Source organism: Micromonospora sp. DH13 (assembly GCF_020873825.1).
Classification (GTDB): Bacteria; Actinomycetota; Actinomycetes; order Mycobacteriales; family Micromonosporaceae; genus Micromonospora; species Micromonospora haikouensis.
In genome coordinates this window covers 37953-59668 of record NZ_JAHWGR010000024.1, presented here as the reverse complement: position 1 = coordinate 59668, position 21716 = coordinate 37953, and the positions used below count along the sequence as shown (strand labels likewise).

The 21716-nt window shown below is 75.6% G+C and carries 26 protein-coding genes; 1 reads left to right on the top strand and 25 read right to left on the bottom strand.

The window, feature by feature from the left end; translation table 11 throughout:
- Positions 1-2: 2 nt before the first annotated feature.
- The 9 genes from LPA42_RS21890 to hisD all read right to left on the bottom strand — a co-directional run bounded on the left by LPA42_RS21890 (position 3) and on the right by hisD (position 5901).
- Positions 3-449 (bottom strand): MarR family winged helix-turn-helix transcriptional regulator, encoded by a 447-nt coding sequence (locus LPA42_RS21890; RefSeq protein WP_043967344.1) that lies wholly within the window; start codon positions 447-449, stop codon positions 3-5.
- Between the two features lie 125 nt (positions 450-574).
- Entirely contained in the window at positions 575-964 is a 390-nt protein-coding gene (locus LPA42_RS21885; protein ID WP_077939073.1) for a RidA family protein, read from the bottom strand.
- Complete coding sequence (gene priA / locus LPA42_RS21880; RefSeq protein WP_043967340.1) at positions 961-1686, bottom strand: bifunctional 1-(5-phosphoribosyl)-5-((5-phosphoribosylamino)methylideneamino)imidazole-4-carboxamide isomerase/phosphoribosylanthranilate isomerase PriA; 726 nt, start codon at positions 1684-1686, stop codon at positions 961-963. Before priA ends, LPA42_RS21885 begins: the two co-directional genes overlap by 4 nt.
- Before the next feature lie 31 nt (positions 1687-1717).
- Positions 1718-2041, bottom strand: a complete 324-nt coding sequence (locus LPA42_RS21875; RefSeq protein ID WP_043967338.1) for a hypothetical protein — start codon at positions 2039-2041, stop codon at positions 1718-1720.
- 42 nt (positions 2042-2083) lie between these two features.
- On the bottom strand, positions 2084-2728 hold the full coding sequence (gene hisH / locus LPA42_RS21870) for an imidazole glycerol phosphate synthase subunit HisH (RefSeq protein WP_077939072.1): 645 nt from the start codon (positions 2726-2728) through the stop codon (positions 2084-2086).
- A complete protein-coding gene (locus tag LPA42_RS21865; RefSeq protein ID WP_176734836.1) occupies positions 2728-2898 on the bottom strand; it encodes a hypothetical protein in 171 nt (56 codons plus the stop codon). Before LPA42_RS21865 ends, hisH begins: the two co-directional genes overlap by 1 nt.
- A gap of 2 nt (positions 2899-2900) precedes the next feature.
- A complete protein-coding gene (hisB, locus tag LPA42_RS21860; protein ID WP_043967336.1) occupies positions 2901-3512 on the bottom strand; it encodes an imidazoleglycerol-phosphate dehydratase HisB in 612 nt (203 codons plus the stop codon).
- The gene (locus LPA42_RS21855; protein WP_077939071.1) at positions 3512-4582 is read right to left on the bottom strand and encodes a histidinol-phosphate transaminase; all 1071 of its coding nucleotides are present in this window, start codon (positions 4580-4582) and stop codon (positions 3512-3514) included. Before LPA42_RS21855 ends, hisB begins: the two co-directional genes overlap by 1 nt.
- Positions 4579-5901 carry a histidinol dehydrogenase gene (gene hisD, locus LPA42_RS21850; RefSeq protein ID WP_077939070.1) on the bottom strand — a complete coding sequence of 441 codons (1323 nt, stop codon included), beginning with the start codon at positions 5899-5901 and terminating at the stop codon, positions 4579-4581. Before hisD ends, LPA42_RS21855 begins: the two co-directional genes overlap by 4 nt.
- Positions 5902-6088: 187 nt before the next feature.
- On the opposite strand from hisD, the gene LPA42_RS21845 reads away from it, so the two are divergent.
- Positions 6089-6790 carry an LON peptidase substrate-binding domain-containing protein gene (locus LPA42_RS21845; protein WP_077939069.1) on the top strand — a complete coding sequence of 234 codons (702 nt, stop codon included), beginning with the start codon at positions 6089-6091 and terminating at the stop codon, positions 6788-6790.
- Here LPA42_RS21845 and LPA42_RS21840 read toward each other — a convergent pair.
- From LPA42_RS21840 to murC, 16 genes are all read right to left on the bottom strand, one after another.
- A complete protein-coding gene (locus tag LPA42_RS21840) occupies positions 6705-7607 on the bottom strand; it encodes a DUF2567 domain-containing protein (protein ID WP_308291157.1) in 903 nt (300 codons plus the stop codon). The two genes, LPA42_RS21845 and LPA42_RS21840, sit on opposite strands and share 86 nt — an antisense overlap.
- Positions 7608-7698: 91 nt before the next feature.
- A complete protein-coding gene (locus LPA42_RS21835) occupies positions 7699-9354 on the bottom strand; it encodes an AAA family ATPase (RefSeq protein WP_077939065.1) in 1656 nt (551 codons plus the stop codon).
- 76 nt (positions 9355-9430) lie between these two features.
- Complete coding sequence (locus tag LPA42_RS21830; RefSeq protein ID WP_077939064.1) at positions 9431-10336, bottom strand: hypothetical protein; 906 nt, start codon at positions 10334-10336, stop codon at positions 9431-9433.
- 4 nt (positions 10337-10340) lie between these two features.
- Positions 10341-11285, bottom strand: coding sequence for an RluA family pseudouridine synthase (locus tag LPA42_RS21825; RefSeq protein WP_077939063.1), 945 nt, complete (start codon positions 11283-11285; stop codon positions 10341-10343).
- On the bottom strand, positions 11282-11890 hold the full coding sequence (gene lspA / locus LPA42_RS21820) for a signal peptidase II (protein WP_043967322.1): 609 nt from the start codon (positions 11888-11890) through the stop codon (positions 11282-11284). The genes LPA42_RS21825 and lspA overlap by 4 nt, the downstream gene beginning before the upstream one ends.
- Positions 11891-11952: 62 nt before the next feature.
- Positions 11953-12372 (bottom strand): TraR/DksA family transcriptional regulator, encoded by a 420-nt coding sequence (locus LPA42_RS21815; protein ID WP_043969309.1) that lies wholly within the window; start codon positions 12370-12372, stop codon positions 11953-11955.
- A gap of 223 nt (positions 12373-12595) precedes the next feature.
- The gene (locus LPA42_RS21810; RefSeq protein WP_077939062.1) at positions 12596-14101 is read right to left on the bottom strand and encodes a potassium/proton antiporter; all 1506 of its coding nucleotides are present in this window, start codon (positions 14099-14101) and stop codon (positions 12596-12598) included.
- A gap of 22 nt (positions 14102-14123) precedes the next feature.
- Positions 14124-14423, bottom strand: a complete 300-nt coding sequence (locus tag LPA42_RS21805) for a DUF167 domain-containing protein (RefSeq protein WP_077939061.1) — start codon at positions 14421-14423, stop codon at positions 14124-14126.
- A gap of 6 nt (positions 14424-14429) precedes the next feature.
- Positions 14430-15047 (bottom strand): hypothetical protein, encoded by a 618-nt coding sequence (locus LPA42_RS21800; protein ID WP_077939060.1) that lies wholly within the window; start codon positions 15045-15047, stop codon positions 14430-14432.
- A gap of 73 nt (positions 15048-15120) precedes the next feature.
- On the bottom strand, positions 15121-15924 hold the full coding sequence (locus LPA42_RS21795) for a DivIVA domain-containing protein (protein WP_043967314.1): 804 nt from the start codon (positions 15922-15924) through the stop codon (positions 15121-15123).
- A gap of 55 nt (positions 15925-15979) precedes the next feature.
- Complete coding sequence (locus LPA42_RS21790; protein ID WP_043967312.1) at positions 15980-16279, bottom strand: YggT family protein; 300 nt, start codon at positions 16277-16279, stop codon at positions 15980-15982.
- Between the two features lie 29 nt (positions 16280-16308).
- The gene (locus LPA42_RS21785; RefSeq protein ID WP_043967310.1) at positions 16309-17031 is read right to left on the bottom strand and encodes a cell division protein SepF; all 723 of its coding nucleotides are present in this window, start codon (positions 17029-17031) and stop codon (positions 16309-16311) included.
- 190 nt (positions 17032-17221) lie between these two features.
- Positions 17222-17983 (bottom strand): YggS family pyridoxal phosphate-dependent enzyme, encoded by a 762-nt coding sequence (locus tag LPA42_RS21780; protein ID WP_077939059.1) that lies wholly within the window; start codon positions 17981-17983, stop codon positions 17222-17224.
- Positions 17984-17992: 9 nt separating this feature from the next.
- On the bottom strand, positions 17993-19105 hold the full coding sequence (gene ftsZ, locus LPA42_RS21775; protein WP_077939058.1) for a cell division protein FtsZ: 1113 nt from the start codon (positions 19103-19105) through the stop codon (positions 17993-17995).
- Between the two features lie 296 nt (positions 19106-19401).
- On the bottom strand, positions 19402-20220 hold the full coding sequence (locus tag LPA42_RS21770; protein WP_077939057.1) for a cell division protein FtsQ/DivIB: 819 nt from the start codon (positions 20218-20220) through the stop codon (positions 19402-19404).
- Positions 20217-21683, bottom strand: a complete 1467-nt coding sequence (murC, locus tag LPA42_RS21765; RefSeq protein ID WP_077939056.1) for a UDP-N-acetylmuramate--L-alanine ligase — start codon at positions 21681-21683, stop codon at positions 20217-20219. Before murC ends, LPA42_RS21770 begins: the two co-directional genes overlap by 4 nt.
- Positions 21684-21716: the final 33 nt, after the last annotated feature.

The following is a 21716-nucleotide window of genomic DNA, read 5'->3' as shown; positions in this document are numbered from 1 at the left end:
GATCACTTCTCCTTCTGTCGGTGGATCGTCTCGGTGACCCGGTTGAGGGTGTCGCGCAGCCCGATCAGCTCGGCCTCGGTGAGCCCGGTGGCCAGCGCCACCCGCAGCGGCACCCCGCACATCCGCTCGCGCAGCGCGCGGCCGGCGTCGGTGAGGCGCACCTCGACCCGCCGCTCGTCGGCGGCGGACCGCGACCGGACCAGCACCCCGGCGGCCTCCAGCCGCTTGAGCAGCGGGGAGAGCGTGCCGGAGTCCAGCCGCAGGGCGGCGCCCAGCTCGGAGACGGTGGGCGCGTCGTCGCCGCGCTCCCAGAGCACCAGCAGCACCAGGTATTGCGGGTAGGTGAGCCCGAACTCGTCGAGGATCGGCCGGTAGACGTCGGTGAGGGCGCGCGACGCGGCGTAGAGCGCGAAGCACACCTGCCGTCCCAGCACCAGATCGTCGGTCACGGGAAAAACATAGTGCGCAATTGAGTTGTGCACAACCTAATGGGCCGCACTGTGCCCCGGCTCACCGCCGCCGGACGACGCACCGCCGCCGACCCGGCGCACCCCGGCAGGCGGGGTGCGCCGGGTCAGCGGTCGGCGAGGTACGCCTCCAGCTCCACCTCGACCAGGTGGTCGGGGTCGAGCAGGGCGGCCACCACGACCAGGGTCGCCGCCGGCCGGACCGCCCCGAACACCGCGTTGTGCGCCCGGCCCACCTCGTCGGCGTACGCGCGGTCCGTCACGTACATCCGGGTGCGCACCACGTCGCCGGGCCCCGCGCCGACCTCCGCGAGGGCCGCCAGGCCGATCCGCAGCGCCTGCGCGGTCTGCGCGGCGGCGTCCCCCACGTGCACCACCCGGCCGTCGACCGTCGCCGTGCAGCCGGCCGTGACGGCCCGGTCGCCGGCCCGGACGACCCGGGAGTAGCCGTACAGCGCCTCCCAGGGGCCGCCCGAGCCCAACCGGGTGACGGTCACGCGGCGGCGAGCACGTCGAGGGCCTGCCGCACGGTGAACGCGCCCGCGTACAGCGCCTTGCCGGCGATCACGCCCTCCACGCCGACCGGCTCCAGGGTGGCCAGGGCGCGCAGGTCGTCCAGCGTCGAGACGCCACCCGAGGCGATCACCGGGGCGTCGGTGCGGGAGCAGACCTCGCGCAGCAGGTCCAGGTTCGGCCCGCGCATCGTGCCGTCCTTGGTGATGTCGGTCACCACGTAACGGGAGGCGCCCGCCTTGTCGAGCCGCTCCAGCACCTCGTACAGGTCGCCGCCGTCGCGGGTCCAGCCCCGCGCCGAGAGGGTACGACCCCGCACGTCCAGCCCGATGGCGACGCGGTCGCCGTACTCGCCGCAGACCCGGTCGCACCACTGCGGGTCCTCCAGCGCGGCGGTGCCGATGTTGACCCGCGCCGCGCCGGTGCCCAGCGCGGCCCGCAGCGACGCGTCGTCGCGGATCCCGCCGGACAGCTCCACCTGCACGTCCAGCCGGCCCACCACGTCGGCCAGCAGCGCGGCGTTGGACCCCCGGCCGAACGCGGCGTCCAGGTCCACCAGGTGGATCCACTCCGCGCCGTCGCGCTGCCAGGCCAGCGCCGCCTCCAGGGGGTCGCCGTAGGCGGTCTCGCTGCCGGCGGCGCCCTGCACGAGCCGGACGGCCTGGCCGTCGGCGACGTCCACGGCGGGCAACAGGGTGAGGCTCAACGCTCTTCTCCTCGAATCGATAACGTGCGCGTCAGGACCGGCGGCCCAGTGCGATCACCACGGCCGCCGGCAGCACCAGCAGCAACAACACGACCAGCACCACCCGCAGCGCCAGGTCGTCGACGAAACTCCAGATGGCGACCAGCGCCACGCCGGTCAGGCCGACGATCGCGGCCCGCTCGCCCCGGGAGTGCCGGGCCAGCCGGCCGGCGCGGCGGCGCGGCCAGCGGGGCGTCAGCCGGCGTACCACCGCGCGGCGGCGCTCCCGGCGGGCCACCCGGCGGCGGCGCACGGCCCGCTCCCGCTCCAACTGGGCCTCGCGGGCCGCCCGGCGGCGGGCACGCTCCTTGCTCACGCCGCGCCCCCCGGCCCGGTGCCCCGGCCGCGCGGGCCCCGCTCAGCCACCGGCGGGCACGGTGCCGAGCCAGTTGCGCAGCAGCGCCGCGCCGGAGTCGGCCGACTTCTCCGGGTGGAACTGGGCGGCCGAGAGCGCACCCCGCTCCACCGCCGCCACGAAGTCCGCCTCGTGGTGGGCGGTGGTCACCGCCGCGCCCGACGCCGCCAGCGCGCCCGCGTCGACCACCCCGTAGGAGTGGACGAAGTAGAAGCGGCTGTCGGCGGGCAGGCCCGCGAAGAGCACCGACGACGCCGGAGGTCGCACCGTGTTCCAGCCCATGTGCGGCAGCCGGGCGGCGGGCAGCCGGGTCACCGCGCCCGGCAGCAGCCCGAGCCCCTTGGTGACCACGCCGTGCTCGTCGCCGTGCTCGAAGAGCACCTGCATGCCCACGCAGATGCCCAGCACGGGCCGGCCGGCGGCGACCCGCTCGGCGATGACCGGGCCCGCGCCGAGCGCCTCGATCCCGGCCATGCAGGCGGCGTACGCGCCCACGCCCGGCACCACCAGGCCGTCGGCGTCGGCGGCGGCGGCCAGGTCGGCGGTGACGGTGACGTCGGCGCCGGCCCGGGCCAGGGCCCGCTCGGCCGAACGCAGGTTGCCCGAGCCGTAGTCGAGCACCACGACCCGCTTGACCAGATCGCCCATCAGCCCTCCCCGGGCAGCAGCCAGAGCACCCCACCGGCCGTGGCCAGCACCGCGAGCACCGCGGTGACCACCACCGCGCCGCGCGTCGCGCCCTGGCGGTGCAGCGAGACCGCCCCGCCGACCAGCACCCCGGCGAGGATCAGCAGCAGGGTCGGCAGCACCCCGCCCACGGCTACAACGCGCCCTTCGTGCTGGGGATCGCGCCGGCCGACCGGGGGTCGAGCGCGGTGGCCTCGCGCAGGGCGCGGGAGACCGCCTTGAACTGGGCCTCCACCACGTGGTGGGCGTCGGGGTGGCCGCCGGGGCGGGCCGCGCGCAGCACGTCCACGTGCAGGGTGATCCGGGCCGCCTGACCGAAGGACTCCCAGATGTGCCGGGTCATGCTGGTCGGGTAGACCGGCCCGATGTACGGGGCCAGCGCCGGCTCGTCGTGCACCACGTACGGGCGGCCCGACAGGTCGACGGCGGCCCGGACGAGGACCTCGTCCATCGGGACGGTCGCCGAGCCGTACCGCCGGATGCCGGCCTTGTCGCCCAGCGCCTGGTCGAACGCGGCGCCCAGGGCGAGCGCCGTGTCCTCCATCGTGTGGTGGGCGTCGATCTCCAGGTCACCGACGGTGCGCACGGTCAGGTCGAAGCCGCCGTGCCGGGCGATCTGGTGCAGCATGTGGTCGTAGAAGCCGACCCCGGTGCCGATCTCGGCCCGGCCGGTGCCGTCGAGGTCGATCTCGACGAGCACCTTGGTCTCCTTGGTGATCCGCTCGACCCGGGCGGTGCGGCTCATCACAAACTCTCCATCGCGGTGAGGAAGGCGTCGGTCTCGGCGGGGGTGCCGGCGGTGACCCGCAGCCAGCCGGGCAGCCCGACGTCGCGCACGAGCACCCCCTGCTCCAGCAGGGCGCGCCAGGCCACCGCCTGGTCGCCGCCCACCTGGAACAGGACGAAGTTGGCGTCGCTGTCGGCGACCCGCAGGCCCCGGGCGCGCAGCTCGGCGACGATCCGGTCCCGCTGCCCCATGATCGCCTCGACCGTGGCCAGCAGGGCGTCGCGGTGCGCCAGGGCCGCGCGGGCGGCGGCCTGGGTGAGCGCCGACAGGTGGTAGGGCAGCCGCACGAGCTGCACCGCCGCCACCACGGCCGGGTCGGCCGCGAGGTAGCCCAGCCGGCCGCCGGCGAACCCGAACGCCTTGCTCATCGTGCGGGTCACCACCAGCCTCGGGTGGCCGGGCAGCACCGCGAGGGCGCTGACCGTGCCGGGGCGGGCGAACTCGGCGTACGCCTCGTCGACCACCACCATGCCGGGCGCGGCGTCGAGGACGGCGGCGACCACCGCCGGGTCCAGCGCCGTGCCCGTCGGGTTGTTCGGCGAGCAGAGGAACACCACGTCGGGACGGTGCGCCCGGACCTGGGCGACCGCCTCGTCGGCGGTCAGCCCGAAGTCGACCCCGCGCTGCGCCGGCACCCACCGGGTGCCGGCGCCGAGCGCCAGCAGCGGGTGCATCGAGTACGCCGGCGTGAAGCCGAGCGCCGTGCGCCCCGGCCCGCCGAACGCCTGCAGGAGCTGCTGCTGGATCTCGTTGGAGCCGTTGGCCGCCCACACCTGCCCGACGGTGAGCCCGTGCCCCACGTAGGCCGCCAGGTCGGCGCGCAGCGCCACGGCGTCGCGGTCGGGATAGCGGTTGAGGTCGCGCAGCTCGGCGGCGAGGGCCTTGCCGATCGCGTCGGCCACCGCCTCGGGCACCGGGTACGAGTTCTCGTTGGTGTTCAGCCGCACCGGCACGTCGAGCTGCGGGGCGCCGTAGGGCGTCAGGCCCCGCAGGTCGTCACGGATCGGCAGCTCGTCGAGGGTCGTCACGAGGCGCTCCCGGGGAAGCGGACGCTGACCGCCTGGCCGTGGGCCGGCAGGTCCTCGACGCCGGCCAGGGTCACCACGTGCGGGGCCACCTCACGCAGCGCGTCGCGGGTGTATTCCACCAGGTGGATGCCGCGCAGGAAGGACTGCACGGACAGGCCGGAGGAGTGCCGGGCGCAGCCGCCGGTGGGCAGCACGTGGTTGGAGCCGGCGCAGTAGTCGCCGAGCGACACCGGCGACCACGCGCCGACGAAGATCGCCCCGGCGTTGCGGACCCGCAGCGCCCACTCGCGGGCGTTCTCGGTCTGGATCTCCAGGTGCTCGGCGGCGTACGCGTCGACCACCCGCAGGCCGTCCGCCAGGTCGTCGACCAGCACCACGCCGCTCTGCTCGCCGGTCAGCGCGGTGGTGACCCGGTCGGCGTGCTTCGTCGCCGGCACCTGCCGGGCCAGCTCGGCCTCGACGGCGTCGGCCAGCGCGACCGAGCAGGTGACCAGCACGCTGGCCGCGAGGGGGTCGTGCTCGGCCTGGCTGATCAGGTCGGCGGCGACGTGCGCCGGGTCGGCGGTGTCGTCGGCGAGGATCGCGATCTCGGTGGGGCCGGCCTCGGCGTCGATGCCGACCACGCCGCGCAGCAGCCGCTTCGCGGCGGTGACCCAGATGTTGCCCGGCCCGGTGATCATGTCGACGGGGTCGCAGCGCTGCGCGCCGTCGGGGTCGACCGTCGCGCCGTAGGCCAGCATCGCCACCGCCTGGGCGCCGCCGACGGCGTAGACCTCGTCGACGCCGAGCAGCGCGCAGGCCGCGAGGACCCGGGCGTCGGGCAGGCCGCCGTTCTCCTGCTGCGGCGGGCTGGCCACGACGAGCGACCGGACGCCGGCCGCCTGGGCGGGGACCACGTTCATCACCACGGTCGACGGGTACATCGCCAGGCCGCCGGGGACGTACAGGCCGACTCGCTCGACGGGGACCCAGCGCTCGGTGACGGTGCCGCCGGGCACCACCTGGGTGGTGTGGTCGACGCGGCGCTGGTCGGCGTGGACCTTGCGGGCCCGGCTGATCGACTCCAGCAGGGCGGCGCGGACCTGGGGGTCGAGCGTCCCCTCGGCCTCGGCGATCGCCTCGGCCGGCACCCGCAGCCGCTCCGGCGAGACCCCGTCGAAGCGCTCGCTCGCCTCGCGGATCGCCGGGTACCCATGATCGCGGACCGCCTCCACGAGGGGGCGGATCCGCTCGACCGCCACGGAGACGTCGAGCTGGGCACGGGGCAGCAGGCGGCGGGGGTCACGGACGCCGCCGCGCAGGTCGATCCGATTCAACACGCCTGCGAGTCTAGGCGGCCGGGCCGGCGGCGGCCCGCGCCGCCCGCACGCCGGGACGGTGAGCCGAGCCACGCCGGCCGCCGGGCGGGGCGCGACGGGCCCGGGGGCGGCCCCGCCGGGGGCGGGCGGGTCCTCCGGGGCGGGACGGGCCCCGCCGGGACGGCGCGGGCGGGCTAGGCTCGGTCCCGTGACTGCGCGGTTGCCGATCTTCCCCCTCGGGACGGTGCTCTTCCCCGGCCTGGTGCTGCCGCTGCACATCTTCGAGGAGCGCTACCGGGCCCTGGTGCGCCACCTGACGGGCCTGCCCGAGGGCGCCCCCCGGGAGTTCGGCGTGGTGGCCATCCGGGCCGGCTGGGAGGTCGCCCCCGGCACGCCCGGGCGGCCCGTCCCCGGCGTCGGCGGCGTCACGCTGCACGAGGTCGGCTGCACCGCCGAGCTGCGGCAGGTGACCGAGCTGGACGACGGCGGGTTCGACATCGTCACCGTGGGACGGCGGCGGTTCCGCGTCGCGCAGCTCGACGAGACCACGGAGCCCTACCTGACGGCCGAGGTCGAGTGGCTGCCCGAGCCGGGCGGCCCCGACGAGGCCGCCGACCTGCTCGCGGCCCGGGTGATCTCGGTGTTCCGGCAATATCTCGGGCTGATCCGCCCCGACCCGGAGGACATCTCCGAGCAGCTGCCGGAGGACCCGACGGTGCTGTCCCACCTGGTCGCCGCGACCGCCATGCTGACCGTCGACGACCGGCAGCGGCTGCTCGCGGTCGACGGCACCGCCGCCCGGCTCCGCGCCGAGCTGCGGCTGCTCAACCGCGAGGCGACCCTGCTGCGCCAGGTGCGGGCGGTTCCGGTGCCGCTGTCGGAGCTGGCGAGTCCGCCGACCCCGAACTGACCTGCGGCCCGGTGGCGGGCGGGCCGGCGTAGACCCAGGACAGGTCGGGCTCGGGCTCCGGGCGCAGCGACGGCCAGCGCGACCAGCCGGCCAGCAGGGTGTACGTCACGGCCACGCCGAACGCCGGCAGCAGCAGGTTGCCGTACGGCAGGGGCAGCAAATCGAACAGCCGGTGCAGGCCCCCGGCGCGCAGGTCGGCGGGCTTGGTGAACGCCTGCCCGTCCGGCGCGGAGGCCAGCAGCCGCTCGTACGCCGACAGGCCGACCCGCCGGCCGACCTGCCAGGCCACCAGGGCCGCGCCGAGGCCGCCGGCCGCCCCGGCGAGCAGCCCGACGGGGCCGCGCCGGCGCCGCAGCAGCACCCACAGGGCCAGCGCGGCGAGCACGCCGAAGCCGATTCCGAGCAGGCTGAACCAGCCGTCGGCGGCGATCGGCTGCTCCGGCTGCGGCTGGGCGTAGACGGCCCCCTCGGCGGTCTTGACCACCGGGGTGTCGGGGGCGACGGCCGCCCAGAGCAGCCCCAGCGGGACGCCCAGCGCGGTGAGGACGGCCGCCGCGCCCAGCGCCACGCCGATCACCCGGCCCGGGCGGCGCTCGGACGGAACCGGGCCAGCGGGGACCGGCCCGGTCGGCGGCGCGCCGAACGGATACTGGGGCGGACCGGCGAACGGCCCGGCGGGCGGCTGGTGGGCCGGGGGCCCGTGGACGAGCCCTTCGGTCGGGTCGGGGGCCGGGGCGGCGGGCGGCCCGGGGACCGGCCCGGCGGTCGGGTCGGGACGGGGCGCGGGGCGGTCGGCGTCGGAGGTGTCCGGGCTCACCCGATGATCCTTACAGACCGGGGGCGTCCCCGGGGCGTCGGTGCCTCCGCAGCCGGCTCGGCCGCCGCGGCGGCTCGTGGTCGCGGCCGGCTCAGCGGGCGAAGGGCTCCAGCATCACCGACGCCGCGCGCAGCCACGCCTGCCGGGTCTCCGGCTGGAGCTGGTGGTATTCGATCGAGGAGCCGGTCTCCAGCGCCGGGTCGTACGGCACCACGGCCACCGCCCGGGTGCGGGTGGCGAAGTGCCGCTCCAGGTCGGTCTGCAACGGCGAGCGGCCCGGCGTCGGGCAGGAGATCAGGGTGACGGCGTTGTCGGCCAGCTCGCCCATGCCGACCTCGTGCAGCAGGTCGAGCATCCAGTCGGCGCTGAACGCGGCGTCCTCCCGGGGCACGGTGGTCACCACGAGCTGGTCGGCGGCCTGCATCACCGTGCGCCAGTTGGGGCTCTCCACGTTGTTGCCGGTGTCCACGCAGACCACGTCGTGGGTGCGCCGCAGCAGCTCCAGCACCCGCTTGACGGTGAACTGGTCGAGCCGCTGGGCGAACCGGGGGCTCTCCTCCCCGGCCAGCACGTCGTACGAGCCGTCGGCGGCGTGCCGCAGGTAGTCGTCGAGGCTGCCGAGCAGGGCGGAGCCCTCCAGGATCTCGATCTGGGCGAGGTCGTGGATCAGGTGCCGGATCGTCCGGGCGTGCCGGGCGCTGCCGGCGCGCAGCCCGAGGGTGCCGCGCAGCTCGTTGTCGTCCCAGGCGAGCACGCCCCGGCCGCGCACGCTGCCGACGGTGGCGGCGGCCAGCACCGTGGCCGTGGTCTTGTGCACCCCGCCCTTGGGGTTGGCGAAGGCGAGCACCCGGGGCGTGCCCAGGTCGCGGCGGAGCACCCCGGCGGCGCGTTCCAGCTCGCTCTCGGCGCTCTGCGCCCGCCACTCGATGCGGGCCGGATAGCCCCGCTCGACCACCGCGGGCGGCCCGGGCGGCGGCTGGTAGACCGGCTCGGCGACGGGCGGGTAGGCCGCCTCGGCCCGGTAGGCCGGCTCCGCCGGGGGCGGCTGGTAGGCGGGCTCCACGACGGGCGGCTGGTAGACCGGGTCGGCCGGGGGCGGCTGGTAGGCCTGCTCCGGGCGGTAGCCGCCGCTGTCGAGCAGCGAGTAGCGCGACTCGACCGGCGGGGGCTCGGGGCGGTAGCCGCCGCCGTCGAGCAGCGAGTAGCGGGACTGGGCGGGCGGCGGCGGGTCGGCGCGGCGCACCGGCTCCGGGTCGAGGCGCCCGGGGGCGGACCGCCACGACGGCTCGGCCGGATAGGTCGGCTCCTGCGGATAGCCGGAAGGCTCGGGCTGGTAGCCCAGCGGATCGGCCGGGTAGGCCGGCGGCTCCGGCTGCTGGTAGCCCGGGGGCTCCGGCTGGTACGCCGGGTCGATCCGGTAGGCCGGGTCCACCCGGTAGCTCGCCCCGGCCCGGTAGCCGCCGCGCGCCGGCTCCGCCGGGTAACCGGGCTCCGCGGCGTACGACTGCTCGCCCGGCGGGCCGATCGCCGCCGCCCGCCCGGCGTAGCCGTTGCCGGACGTGCGCCGGGGCAGCGGCTCGGGCGCCGCGCGCGGCGCCTCCTCGGCGTGGCGGTCGGCCTCGGCCTGCTCCGCGGTGCGACCGCCGAGCCGCGCCCGGTCGAGCAGCGCCCGCCACCGCGGTGCTGGTTCGGCCGGCCGACCCCAGCTGGTCTCCGTGCCGTCCAAGGCTCGCCCTCCCAGCGCCATCGATCTCCGCCTGACAGGCTACGAACGAAACCCTATTCGGACCACACCGGTCCGCGCACATCCTGATTCGGCTTTGTCACTTCTCCACCACCGTTCGGCTGCCCACGGACGCGTCCGGGGAGGTCGCGACGCCGGACGGGGTCGCGGCGGGTCCGACCCGGTCGACGTTCGGTGAGGAACCCGTCGCCGTCGGTGCCGCTTCCGACGTTTCGCCCACCAGCGGCGTCGGGCCGGCGTCGGCCGGCGGACGGGCCACGTCGCGCTGCTCGGGCAGCGGCGGGGTCACCACCGTCCGGTCCAGCCGGCGCAGCTCCGGGGCCGGGTCGACGGCGCGGACCCCGGGCCGGGCGGCCAGGGCGCGCAGCGCGTCCGGCGCGGCCCGCACGACGGCGGCGTAGGCGCAGGCGCACCCCGCCCGGTACGCCGCCGCCTCGCCCGCCGCGACCAGCGCCCCGGTCTCGTACGCCCGGCGCAGCTCGGCGTCGTCGGCGGCGGCGGCCCGGGCCCGCTGGTCGGCGGCCTCGCGGTCCTTGCGCCCCGCCATGCCGGCCATCCCCACCACCACGTCCTGCGGGAGCCGCTGGGCCGACAGTCGGACGATCTCGGTCTGCCGGCCGGGCAGCGGCGCCCGCGCCACCACCTCGGCCACCGCGACCCCGGCGAGCGTGTCGGCCAGCCGGTCCGGCGCGAGGTAGTCCGCGAACGACACCAGCGCGTACGTGCCCGACGGCGACCCACCCGACGGCAGGGCCGTGAGCTCGGCGGCGGCGGCGCGCAGGTACTCGGGGACCGACCCGCCGGGCGGCACCCCGACGCGGGTCACCTCGCCCACCGTGCGGTCGCCCACCGGCCGGTCGTGGCGGCCGACCCAGCCGGCCGCGACCAGCACCGCCGCCACCGACAGCAGCGCGGCGACGGTGAGCGCGCGGGGCCGGCGTCGGGCCGCGCGGCCGCCCGGCCGACCGGGGTCTCGGCTGGTCACCGGGTCAGTCGCGGAGGACCCGCAGCGCCCGGTCCAGGTCGTCGGGATAGTCGCTCACGAAGGTCACCTCGTCGCCCGTGCGGGGGTGCTGGAAGCTCAGCGACCGGGCGTGCAGCCACTGCCGCGCCAACCCGAGCCGGGCCGACAGGGTCGGGTCCGCGCCGTAGGTGACGTCACCGACGCAGGGGTGGCGCAGCGAGGAGAAGTGCACCCGGATCTGGTGGGTGCGCCCCGTCTCCAGCCGGACGTCGAGCAGGCTCGCCGACGGGAACGCCTCCAGCGTGTCGTAGTGGGTGATGCTCGGCTTGCCGCCGGAGACCACCGCCCACCGGTAGTCGTGGTGCGGGTGCCGGTCGATCGGGGCGTCGATGGTGCCGCGCGACGGGTCCGGGTGCCCCTGCACCACGGCGTGGTAACGCTTCTCCACCTCGCGGTACTTGAAGGCCCGCTTCAGCGCCGTGTACGCCTGCTCGCTCTTGGCCACCACCATGATCCCGGTGGTGCCCACGTCGAGCCGGTGCACCACGCCCTGCCGCTCGGCCGCGCCGCTGGTGGAGATGCGGTGCCCGATCCCGGCCAGCCCGCCGATCACGGTCGGCCCGGTCCAGCCGGGGCTGGGGTGGGCGGCGACGCCGACCGGCTTGTCCACGACCACGATGTCGTCGTCGGCGTACACGACGGTGAGGCCGGGCACCGCCTGCGGCACGACGGTCGGCGGGGCGACCGGGGCGGGCAGCGTCACCTCCAGCCAGGAGCCGGCCTTGACCTTGTGCGAGTTCGGCCGCACGACGCCGTCGACCAGCGCGTCCCCGCCGTCGACCAGGTTCGCGGCGGCGGTGCGGGAGAGCCCGAACAGCCGGGACACCGCCTGGTCGAGCCGCATGCCGTCCAGGCCGTCGGGGACCGGCAGGGAACGGTGGTCGCCGCCGGCGGCGAACGCGGCCGTCACGCCCGCTCCCCCTGCTCGACCGGGACCTCGGCGGCCGGCTTGTCCCGGCCGAGCCGGGAACCGTCACGCTGGCGGCCCGTCAGCTCCAGGAACACGGCGAGCACCACGCCGCAGACCAGCGCGCTGTCGGCCAGGTTGAACACCGGCCACACCTGCCCGTACGGGTCGAAGAGGCTGATCATGTCGACCACGTGCCCGACGAAGTGGCCGGGCGCGCGGAAGATCCGGTCGGCCAGGTTGCCCAGCGCCCCGCCCAGCACCAGGCCGAGCGAGACCGCCCACGGCACCGAACGCAGCCGCAGAGCCATCCAGCCGATCCAGCCGATCACCGCGATGGTGATCAGCGGGAAGACCCAGGTATGGTCGCTGCCGATGCTCCACGCCGCCCCGCTGTTGCGGGTGAGGCTGAGGTAGACCGCGCCCCCGAGCAGCTTCACCGGCTCCCGGTCGCTGAGCGCCTGCAACGCGAGGTGCTTGGTGAGCAGGTCGGCCAGGAAGGCGAACAGGCCGACGCCGGCGAGGAGCACGATCGCCCGGCGTCGGGCCCTGCCTCCGCCCGGCTCGGCGGTGCCGGTCTCGGTTCCGGCGGGCGGTGTAGCCGTCATCTGCTCCCCATCGACGCTCCCGGCGGTGATCGCTCACCGCCCTGACCGGCCGGGGAGCGAGGTCAGCGCCGCTCCTCCAGCTGCTTGCACTTCACGCAGAGGGTCGCCGACGGGAAGGCGGCGAGCCGCTCCACCGGGATCGGGTCGCCGCACTTCTCGCACCAGCCGTAGCCGCCCTCGTCGAGCCGCTCCAGGGCCCGCTCGACCTGCGTGATCCGTTCCCGGATGCTGTTGGCGAGTGAGATCTCCTGCTCCCGCTCGAACGTCTTGGTGCCGGTGTCGGCCTGGTCGTCCCCGGCCGAGTCGGTCAGCCGGTCGCGCTGCAGCTCGGTGATCTCGCTCAGCGTCTGATCGTACTCGGCGCTCAGCTCGTCGCGGCGGGCCGCCAGCGCCGCCCGGATCTTCTCGGTCTCCGCGGCGCTGCGGGTGGTCCTGGCCACCGGCTTGCGCCCGGCGGTCCTGGTGTCGGCTGGCTTCACCATCGTCACTCCCTCGCGCCACGGGACCGCGGCATGCCACGGCCTCTGGACAGGGGTCACCGGCCTGGCGCCCCCAGGTAACAAAACGGGCGCGCAGCGAGGACCGCCGCGCACTCCGGAGGTTGGCAAGAATACGGAACGTACAGGCGTCCGACAACGTGCCGCACCGCCGCACCGCTAATCCGCCCCGAAAAGCCCTCAAATGGGCAAAAGGAACGCTAGCAGATCAGTCGTCGCGGTCGTCGCCGTACTCGCCAAACCACCGCGCCAGGCGGCCCCGGCGGCTCACCGCCCGCAGCCGCCGCTCGGCGGCGTCCCGCACCCCGGCGGTGGCCACGATCAGCAGGCTGTCGCCCGCCTTCAGCCGCGTGTCCGGGCCGGGCACGAAGCCCACCCCGTCGCGCAGCACCAGCGTCACCGACGCGCCCACCGGCAGCCGAAGCTCGTCCACGTGCACCCCGCCCAGCCGCGAGCCCGGCGGCACCTCCAACTGGAGCAGGTCGGCCCTCATCCGCTCCAGCGGCGCGGTCTCCACCCGGATCTCCGCCGGCTCGGCGGGCGCGGTGACCCGCAGCCGGCGCGCGGCCGGGGCGAGCGTGCCCGCCTGGAGCACCGTGAAGATCACCACCAGCACGAAGACCGCGTCGAAGAGCTGCTCCGCCCCCGGCACCCGCTGCGACAGCGGGATGGTCGCCAGCACGATCGGCACCGCCCCGCGCAGCCCCGCCCAGGACAGGAACGCCTGCTCGCGCGGGCCGACGCGGAACGGGGTGGCCGACACCGCCACCGACAGCGGCCGGGCCAGCAGCAGCAGCGCCAGCCCGGCGACCACCGCCGGCAGCACCGCCGCCTCCAGCCGGCCCGGCGAGACCAGCAGCCCGAGCAGCACGAACAGGCCGATCTGGGCCAGCCAGGCCAGCCCGTCGGCGAAGCCGAGGATCGCCTGCCGGTGCGGCAGTCGGGCGTTGCCCAGCAGCACCCCCGCCACGTACACGGCGAGGAAGCCCGACGCGTGCAGCACCGCACCGGCGGCGTACGCGAGGACGGTGAAGCCGACCACCGCGATCGGGTACAGCCCCGCCGAGGGCAGCGCCGCCCGGCGCAGCGCCGCCCGACCGGCCAGCCCCGCGCCCACCCCGACGGCCGCGCCCACGCCCAGCTCGTAGCCGAGCAGCAGCACCTCGTACCACCAGGGGTGACCGGCCTCGGTGGCCGAGCGGGACAGCAGCACCACCAGCAGCACCACCGGGGCGTCGTTCATCCCCGACTCGGCCTCCAGGGTGGCGACCAGCCGGGGTGGCAGACGCAGCCGGCGCAGCGTGGCGAAGACGGCGGCGGCGTCGGTGGACGAGAGCACCGCGCCGTAGAGCATCGCCAGCCGCCAGTCCAGCCCGAGCAGCAGGTGCACCGCCAGGCCGACCACCAGGATGCTCACCACCACGCCGACGGTGGACAGCGCCGAGGCGAGGCCCAGCACCGGGCGCAGGGTGCTCCACCGGGCGGTCAGCCCGCCCTCGGCGATGATCACGATCAGGGCGCAGAAGCCGAGGGTGCGGGTCAGGTCGACGTCGTCGAAGCGGATGCCCAGCCCGGACTCGCCGATGGCCACCCCGAGGGCCAGATAGACCAGGAGGCTGGGCACGCCGAGGCGGGTCGAGAAGCGGACCGCGCCGACCGCCACCAGCAACACCCCGGCGCCGAGCAGCAGTGCGAGATCGAACCCGGGCGTCATGCCGGCCCGGTGCGGCCAGCCGTCACCGGCCGGCCCCGTCGCGCAGTCGGCGCAGCGTCTCCGTCAGCTCCGGCGTCGGGCGCTCGACCGCGAAGAGCTTGTCCCGGCTCGCCGCCCCGGCCCGCAGCGCGACGGCCGCCGGCCGGACGCCGAGCGCGTCGGCGAGGGCCCGGCGGGCCGCCTCGGTCGCCCGGCCGTCGACCGGCGGGGCGTTCACGGCGATCACCAGTGCCGGCCCGAGCGGGCCGTCGTGCCGGCCGCCGACGCGGGCACGGGAGGCACCCGGCTTGACCCGCACGGCGACGGTGAGCGTGTCGTCCATCGGGCGTCAGAGCGGCCGGGCGTCGGCGAGGAGGACATCGTCCGGGGCGCATCGGGCGCACGGGGTGAACCCGAGCCGCACCGCCTCGGCCACCGGCAGCGGCTCGGCCTCCCGGCCGTAGAGGTGGGGGCAGTCGGACAGGTGGTAGCGGGGCCGGCCGTCCACCACCTGGACCTCCGCGTCGAGCTCGGCGACCAGCGCCGCGTCGGCCGGGGACACCCGGAGCGCGGGCGGCTCGTCGAGGGGCGTGGCGGTCTCGCCCGCCGCGTCGGCGGGCGGGTCCGCCCCGGCGGCCGGCGACCCGGGCGGTTGCCGCCACCCGGGGTCGTCGGCGCCGATCGTGGACGAAACGCGTTGGGCCGGAATGTCCGGCCCGGGCGGGGGCTCGGCCGCGTCCCACGGGACGCGGCCCGCCGGAGGCAGGTGCTCCCCGGACGGGTCGGGGTCGACCCGCGCGGCTGCCGCCCGGGTGGCGGCCGCCTGGCGGGCACCCACCACCAACGCGACGGCGGCCAGCAGGCTGGCCGCGATGGACGCGGCCAGCAGCACGCTGGAGCCACCGGTGAGGCCGACCACCAGGAGCACGACCGCGACGAGGATGAGCAACAGGCTTGCGACTATCACGGCTCACCCCCGCCGCGTCGGATGCAGGTGGCACGGTCGGCGGCCGTCCCCACGACGGCCGCCGCACCGAAGATCAGCGGCCGGACTCCAGCGCGCCGGAGCGCCCGCCGCCGTACGAGCCGGCGAGGCCGGCGGCCGCGAGGCCGTTGCTGCCCCCGACGGCCCGGCCGCCCTCGGCCCGGGTCATCTCGGCCTCCAGGCCCTGACCACGGCCGTCGAGGTCGCGCAGCTGGCTCTCCAGGTAGGCCTTGAGCCGCGTGCGGTACTCCCGCTCGAACTGCTTGAGCTCCTCGATGTGCTTCTGCAGCGCGGTGCGCTTGGCGTCGAGGCCGCCCATGGCCTCCTGGTGCCGCTGGCGGGCGTCGCGCTCCAGGGCGTCGGCCTTGGCGCGCGCCTCGCGGGTGACCTCCTCGGCCTTGGACCGGGCCTCGGAGAGCAGCTGGTCGGCCTCGCGGCGGGCGTCGGAGACGTGGTCGTCGGCGGTGCGCTGGGCCATCATCAGCACCCGCAGCGCCTGCTGCTCGCCGTCGCCGGCCACGGCCGGGCCACCCTGGGCGCGGACCTGCTCCAGCTCGGCCTGCATCGCCCGGGCGGCCTGCTCGGCGGCCACCTTGTCGCGCTGCACCCGGTCGAGCTGGGCCTTGACGTCGTTGAGCTCCGCGGCGAGCCGGGCGTCGCCGCCCGGACCGGCGGGGGCACCGCCGCGACCGCCGCGCTCCACCTGGGCGCGCAGCTCGTTGTTCTCCTCGATCAGACGGGCAAGCTCACGCTCGACCTCGTCCAGGAAGGCGTCGACCTCCTCCTCGTCGTACCCCCGCTTGCCGATCGGCGGCTTTTTGAAGGCGACGTTGTGGACGTCGGCCGGGGTCAGCGGCATCGAAACTCCTCGGGTCAGTTGCGGCCGCGTAGCGGGCTGGACCTGCGGGTCTTCATCACCCGAGGATCAGCCGCTTCAACACGAACTCCATCAGCACGAACAGGATAACCAGGAGCACAAGGGAGGCCAGGTCGATGCTCACGGTACCAATTCGCAGCGGAGGGATCACACGCCTCAACGCCTTGAGAGGCGGATCAGTGACGCTCCACACGGATTCCAGCCCCACCGTCGCTCCCCGGCCGGGCTGCCAGCGGCGCCCGTAGGCGAGGACCGCGCTGAGGACAAACCGGGCCAGAAGAATGATCAGGAAGACATACAGAATCAGGTACAGCACTTGCAGCAGGATCGACAACACAGCAGGCGACGTCCCTCGGTCGGGCGGGGCTAACTCAGGCTGAAGAACCCACCCTCAGCGATCTTGGCCTTGTCCTCCGCGGTGACCTGGACGTTGGCCGGTGAGAGCAGGAACACCCGGTTGGTCACGCGCTCGATCGTACCGCGCAGCCCGAAGGCCAGCCCGGCGGCGAAGTCGACCAACCGGCGGGCATCGGCCTCGTCCATCTCGGTGAGGTTGATGATCACCGGGACGCCGTCGCGGAAGTGCTCCCCGATCGTGCGGGCCTCGCGGTAGGTGGTGGGGTGCAGCGTGGTGATCTGGTAACGCTGCTCCTCCTCCACCGGGGCCACCCGCTCCCTCGGCTGGGCCTGCGGGGCCAGGGCGAGGTTGTCCCGCGTGTGGTAGGTGAGCGCGCCGGAGCCCTCCCCGCCGGAGCTGCGGGTGATCGACCGGACGCTGGACCGGTCGGGTCGCTCGACCCGCTCGGCGCGCTCCGGCCGGTCGGAGTCCGCCCGGTCCCGGTCGGAGTCCAGCGGACGGGTGGCGGAGCGCTCGGTCAGCCGACCCCGCTCGCCGGCCCGGGGCCGCGGCGCCGGCGGCTCGTCGGCATCGTCATCGTCGTCGTCGGCGAACTCCTCGGCGTACCGGCCCTGCCGGTAGCGCGACGACTCCCGGTAGCCACCCTTTTCGTAGCCACCGTCGTCGTACGCCCGCTCGTCGTCCTCCTCGACCAGACCGAGCCAGACCCCCGCCTTGCGCAGTGCACCCATCCCGCGCCCTTCCGTCCGCCGTGCGGCACGCGCCCCCGTGCCGTGTCGCTTCTCGCGAGTGGACAACCTGCCCACCGGACCGGAACAGCAATCCCCGGCCCACGATTCGCGGTCGTGGGCCGCGCCCCCTGACGACGGGACGCCGCTCCTGAAACAACACTGATGTAATTTGCTTCTCTCGCGGGTCAGGCTACCGCAGCGTGGAACGCATTCCGAGCAACGCGCTGCCGACGCGGACATGTGTCGCGCCGTGTCGGATCGCCGCCTCCAGGTCCCCGCTCATCCCGGCGGAGAGCGCGACCGCCTCCGGATGGGCCGCGCGGAACGCCTGCGCCACCTCCGCGAGCCGGGCGAACGCCCGCTCCGGCTCCCAGCCCAGCGGCGCCACCGCCATCAGCCCGGCCAGCCGCAGCCCCACCGCGCCGGCCACCGCCTCGGCCACCGGGCCGAGCCCGACGTCCGCGTCGGCCGAGCCCGGCAGCGCCCCGCCCCGGTCCGGGTCGGCGTCGATGCTGACCTGCACCAGCACGTCGACGGGCCGGTCCCGGCCCGCCTGGGCCGCGCCGTCGAGCGCCCGGGCCAGCCGGACGCTGTCGACCGACTGGACGACGTCGGCGTAGCGGACCACCGACCGGCACTTGTTGCGCTGCAACTGCCCGATGAAGTGCCAGCGGGGCGTCGCCCCGGCGGCGGCCACCTCGGCGGCCTTGCCGGCGGCCTCCTGGTCCCGGTTCTCCCCCATGTCGACCACGCCGAGCCCGGCCAGGGCCAGCACGTCGGAGGCCGGATAGGTCTTGGTCACCGCGACCATGGTCACCTCGGCGCGGTCCCGCCCCGCCGCCGCGCAGGCGTCGGCGATGCGGGACCGGACCCGGGCCAGCCCGGCCGCCAGCTCGGCCCGGCGGTCGGGGTGCCCCGGTTCCGGGCGCACCGTCGGGTTCACGTCGGTCATCTCCGGCCGTCAGGATCCGTTCTTGAGGAAGTCCGGCACGTCCACGTCGTCGAAGAGCACCCGCCGCGGCGACTGCGAGGGCGCCGGCATCGTGGCCGGGGGCGGCGACGGCGTGGTCGGCTGGGCCGGCTGGTTCTGGTTGCTCTTGCGGCTCGGCTCGGGCTTGTACGCCGGCGTCCCGCCGTCGAACCCGGCGGCGATGACGGTGACCCGCACCTCGTCGCCGAGGGCGTCGTCGATGACCGCGCCGAAGATGATGTTGGCGTCCGGGTGGGCCGCGTCGGTGACCAGTTGCGCCGCGTCGTTGATCTCGAACAGGCCGAGGTCGGAGCCGCCGGCGATGGAGAGCAGCACGCCGCGCGCGCCGTCCATGCTCTGCTCCAGCAGCGGGCTGGAGATGGCCGCCTCCGCCGCCTCGACCGCGCGGTTCTCGCCCCGGGCGCTGCCGATGCCCATGAGCGCGCTGCCCGCGCCGCTCATCACGCTCTTGACGTCGGCGAAGTCCAGGTTGATCAGACCCGGGGTGGTGATCAGGTCGGTGATGCCCTGGACACCGGAGAGGAGCACCTGGTCGGCCGTGCGGAACGCGTCCATCATGCTGATGTTGCGGTCGCCGAGCGCCAGCAGCCGGTCGTTGGGGATGACGATCAGCGTGTCGCACTGGTTACGCAGCTCGTCTATCCCCGCCTCGGCCTGCACCTGGCGACGCTTGCCCTCGAACGAGAACGGCCGGGTGACCACGCCGATGGTCAGCGCGCCGAGCTTGCGGGCGATGTTGGCCACCACCGGCGCGCCGCCGGTGCCGGTGCCGCCACCCTCGCCGCAGGTCACGAAGACCATGTCGGCGCCCTTGAGCACCTCCTCGATCTCGTCGCGGTGGTCCTCCGCGGCGTTCTTGCCGACGTCGGGGTTGGCGCCCGCGCCGAGCCCTCGGGTCAGCTCGCGCCCCACGTCCAGCTTGACGTCGGCGTCGCTCATCAGCAGCGCCTGCGCGTCGGTGTTGATCGCGATGAACTCGACGCCCTTGAGCCCAACCTCGATCATCCGGTTGACGGCGTTGACGCCGCCGCCCCCGATGCCGACGACCTTGATGACCGCCAGGTAGTTGTGCGGAGGTGTCATCTCCGGTCCTTTCCCTTCGAGATTGGCATGGGCCGACCCCACACGGCTTGGCCAGACCAGCGCCGACACGGCCGGGCCCCCAACGAGGCGAGAGGTGAACCCTCACCCTCTACTAGAGGCTTACTGTTATGTCAACTACTGATCCTCTTCGGGGCAACGTAAGCGGCCCCACGCCCGGAGCCAAGGACCCGCCCGGCGTGTCGCCGCCGGAGAGGGCCACGCCTCATCTTCCGGCCCACGCCACCGACCGACCCGCGCCACCCGGCGCCACCACGGGCTGGCCGCTGACCGGCCGGTCACTTGAAGGTGACCACGTCCGGCGCGCTCACGTCGATCGTGTCGGCCTTCCGACCGAGCAGGGCCGTGGCGACCCGGGCCTTGTCCGCCCCCCGGGTGGCGTCGCCCCAGACGACGGTCCGGTCGCCGCGCAGCCGCAGGCTGATCCGGGCCAGCCCCTCGACGCCGACCTCCACCAGCTGCCCGCGCAGCTCCGGGGTCAGCGCGCCCAGCACCTCCAGCCCGGCCAGGGTGCCCGGATCCGCCGGGCCCGGCTGGCCGACCCGCACCACCGGCAGGCCCTCCGGCTGCCGGGGCAGCGACCGGAAGACCACCCCGGACCCGTCGACCACGGCGAACCGCTCGCCCTGCGGCACCACCGCCGCCGGGGTGCGCTCCACCACCCGCACCACCAGCGCGTCCGGCCAGTCCCGGGTGACCGTCGCCCGCTGCACGGGGGCGAGGGTGCCGATCCGCCGGGCGACGGCGGCCAGGTCGACCCGCGCCAGCGGCTGGTCGTCCGGCACGGCGGCGGCCTCGCGGACCTCCACGGCGGTGACCAGCTCGGCGCCCTCGACCCGCACCTCACGCACGCCGAGCAGCCCGGTGCCGAGCACCGTCCAGGCCACCAGCGCGGCCACGGCCAGCACCCCGGCGGTCACCGCCCAGGGCAGCGCCGCGCGCATCCGGCGCTGCCGGGCCCGGGCCATGAACCGCCGGGTCGACGGCGGCACCGCGTCCGAGCCGGCCCGCACCAGCTGCCAGCGCCGCACCGGCCCCCGCCGGCCGCCGCCCGGGTCCGCGCCGGCCGTGCGGCCGCGCGCCGGACCGGGGCTCATCCGGCGGTGGCCGCCGAGCCGCCCGCACCGCCGGCGGCGTCACCGGCGCGGGCCGACAGGGCCGCCAGCAGCTCGTCGCCCATCAGCGAGATCGGCGGGGCGCCCATCGTCACCACCACGTCGCCCGGGCGCGCCCGGCGGGCCACCTCGACCGGCGCGTCCTCCCAGGAGCCGACGAAGACCTTCCGGTCGGCCGGCAGCGGCACCGCCTCCACCAGTGCCGCCGAGCCCTCCCCCGGCTGGCGCAGCTCGCCGGGGCCGAAGACCTCCAGCAGGACCAGCTCGTCGGCGAGGCCGAGCGCGGCGGCGATCTCCGCCTGCAGGTCGCGGGTGCGGTAGAGCCGGTAGGGCTGGAACACCACGATCAGCCGCCCCTCGCCGGCCACCTCGCGCAGCGTCCGCATCGCCAGCGTCATCGAGGTCGGGTGGTAGGCGTACTCATCGTAGACCAGCACGCCGTCGGCGACGCCCTTGCGCTCGAAGCGCCGCCGCACCCCGGGGAACGCCGCGAGCGCGGCCTCCGCCGCCTCGACGGGCAACCCCAGCAGGTACGCGGTGAGCACCGCCGACGCGCTGTTGAGCCCCATGTGCCGCCCGGGCACCGGCAGCCGGAACTCGCCCAGCGACCGCCCGTCGATCTCGGCGAGGTAGCGCACCCCCTGCGCGGAGGAGACGACGTCGCTCAGCCGCAGGTCGGCGTCGGCCGCCTCGCCGTACGTGTGCACCCGACGGCCCTCGGCCCGCAGCGTCTGCGCCAGCCGCCGCCCGCCCGGGTCGTCGGCGCAGGTGACGATGAACCCGTCGGGGTCGGTGAGCCGGGCGAACTCGGCGAACGCCGCCTCCAGCGTGGCCAGGTCCCCGTACGTGTTGAGGTGGTCGGCCTCGATGTTGGTGATCACCGAGACGTACGGGCGGTAGATGAGGAACGAGCGGTCGCTCTCGTCCGCCTCGACCACGAAGTGCTCGCCCGTGCCGTGGTGCGCCCCGGAGCCGACCTCGGAGATCTCCCCACCGATCACGAAGGACGGATCGGCGCCGGCCTGCTGCAGCACCATCGTCACCATCGAGGTGGTGGTGGTCTTGCCGTGGGTGCCGGCGATCGCCACCGTGCGCCGGCCGGTCATCGCCGCCGCGAGCGCCTCGGAGCGGTGCAGCACCCGCAGCCCGCGCCGCCGCGCCTCCACCATCTCCACGTGGTCCTGCGGGATCGCCGAGGAGTAGACGACCGTGTCGACGCCGTCGAGGTTGGACGGCTCGTGGGTCATGTGGATGGTCCCGCCCAGCGCCCGCATCCCGGCCAGCGACGGCCACTCCCGCAGCTCGCTGCCGGAGACCGGCAGGCCCCGGGTGAGGAAGAGCCGGGCCAGCCCGCTCATGCCGACGCCGCCGACGCCGATGAGGTGGATCCGGCCCAGGTCCTCGGCGGTCAGCGTGCCGGCCGGGGTGAACTGCGCGGTGTTCATGACGGGAACCTTCCGGTCGCGACGGCCCGGCCC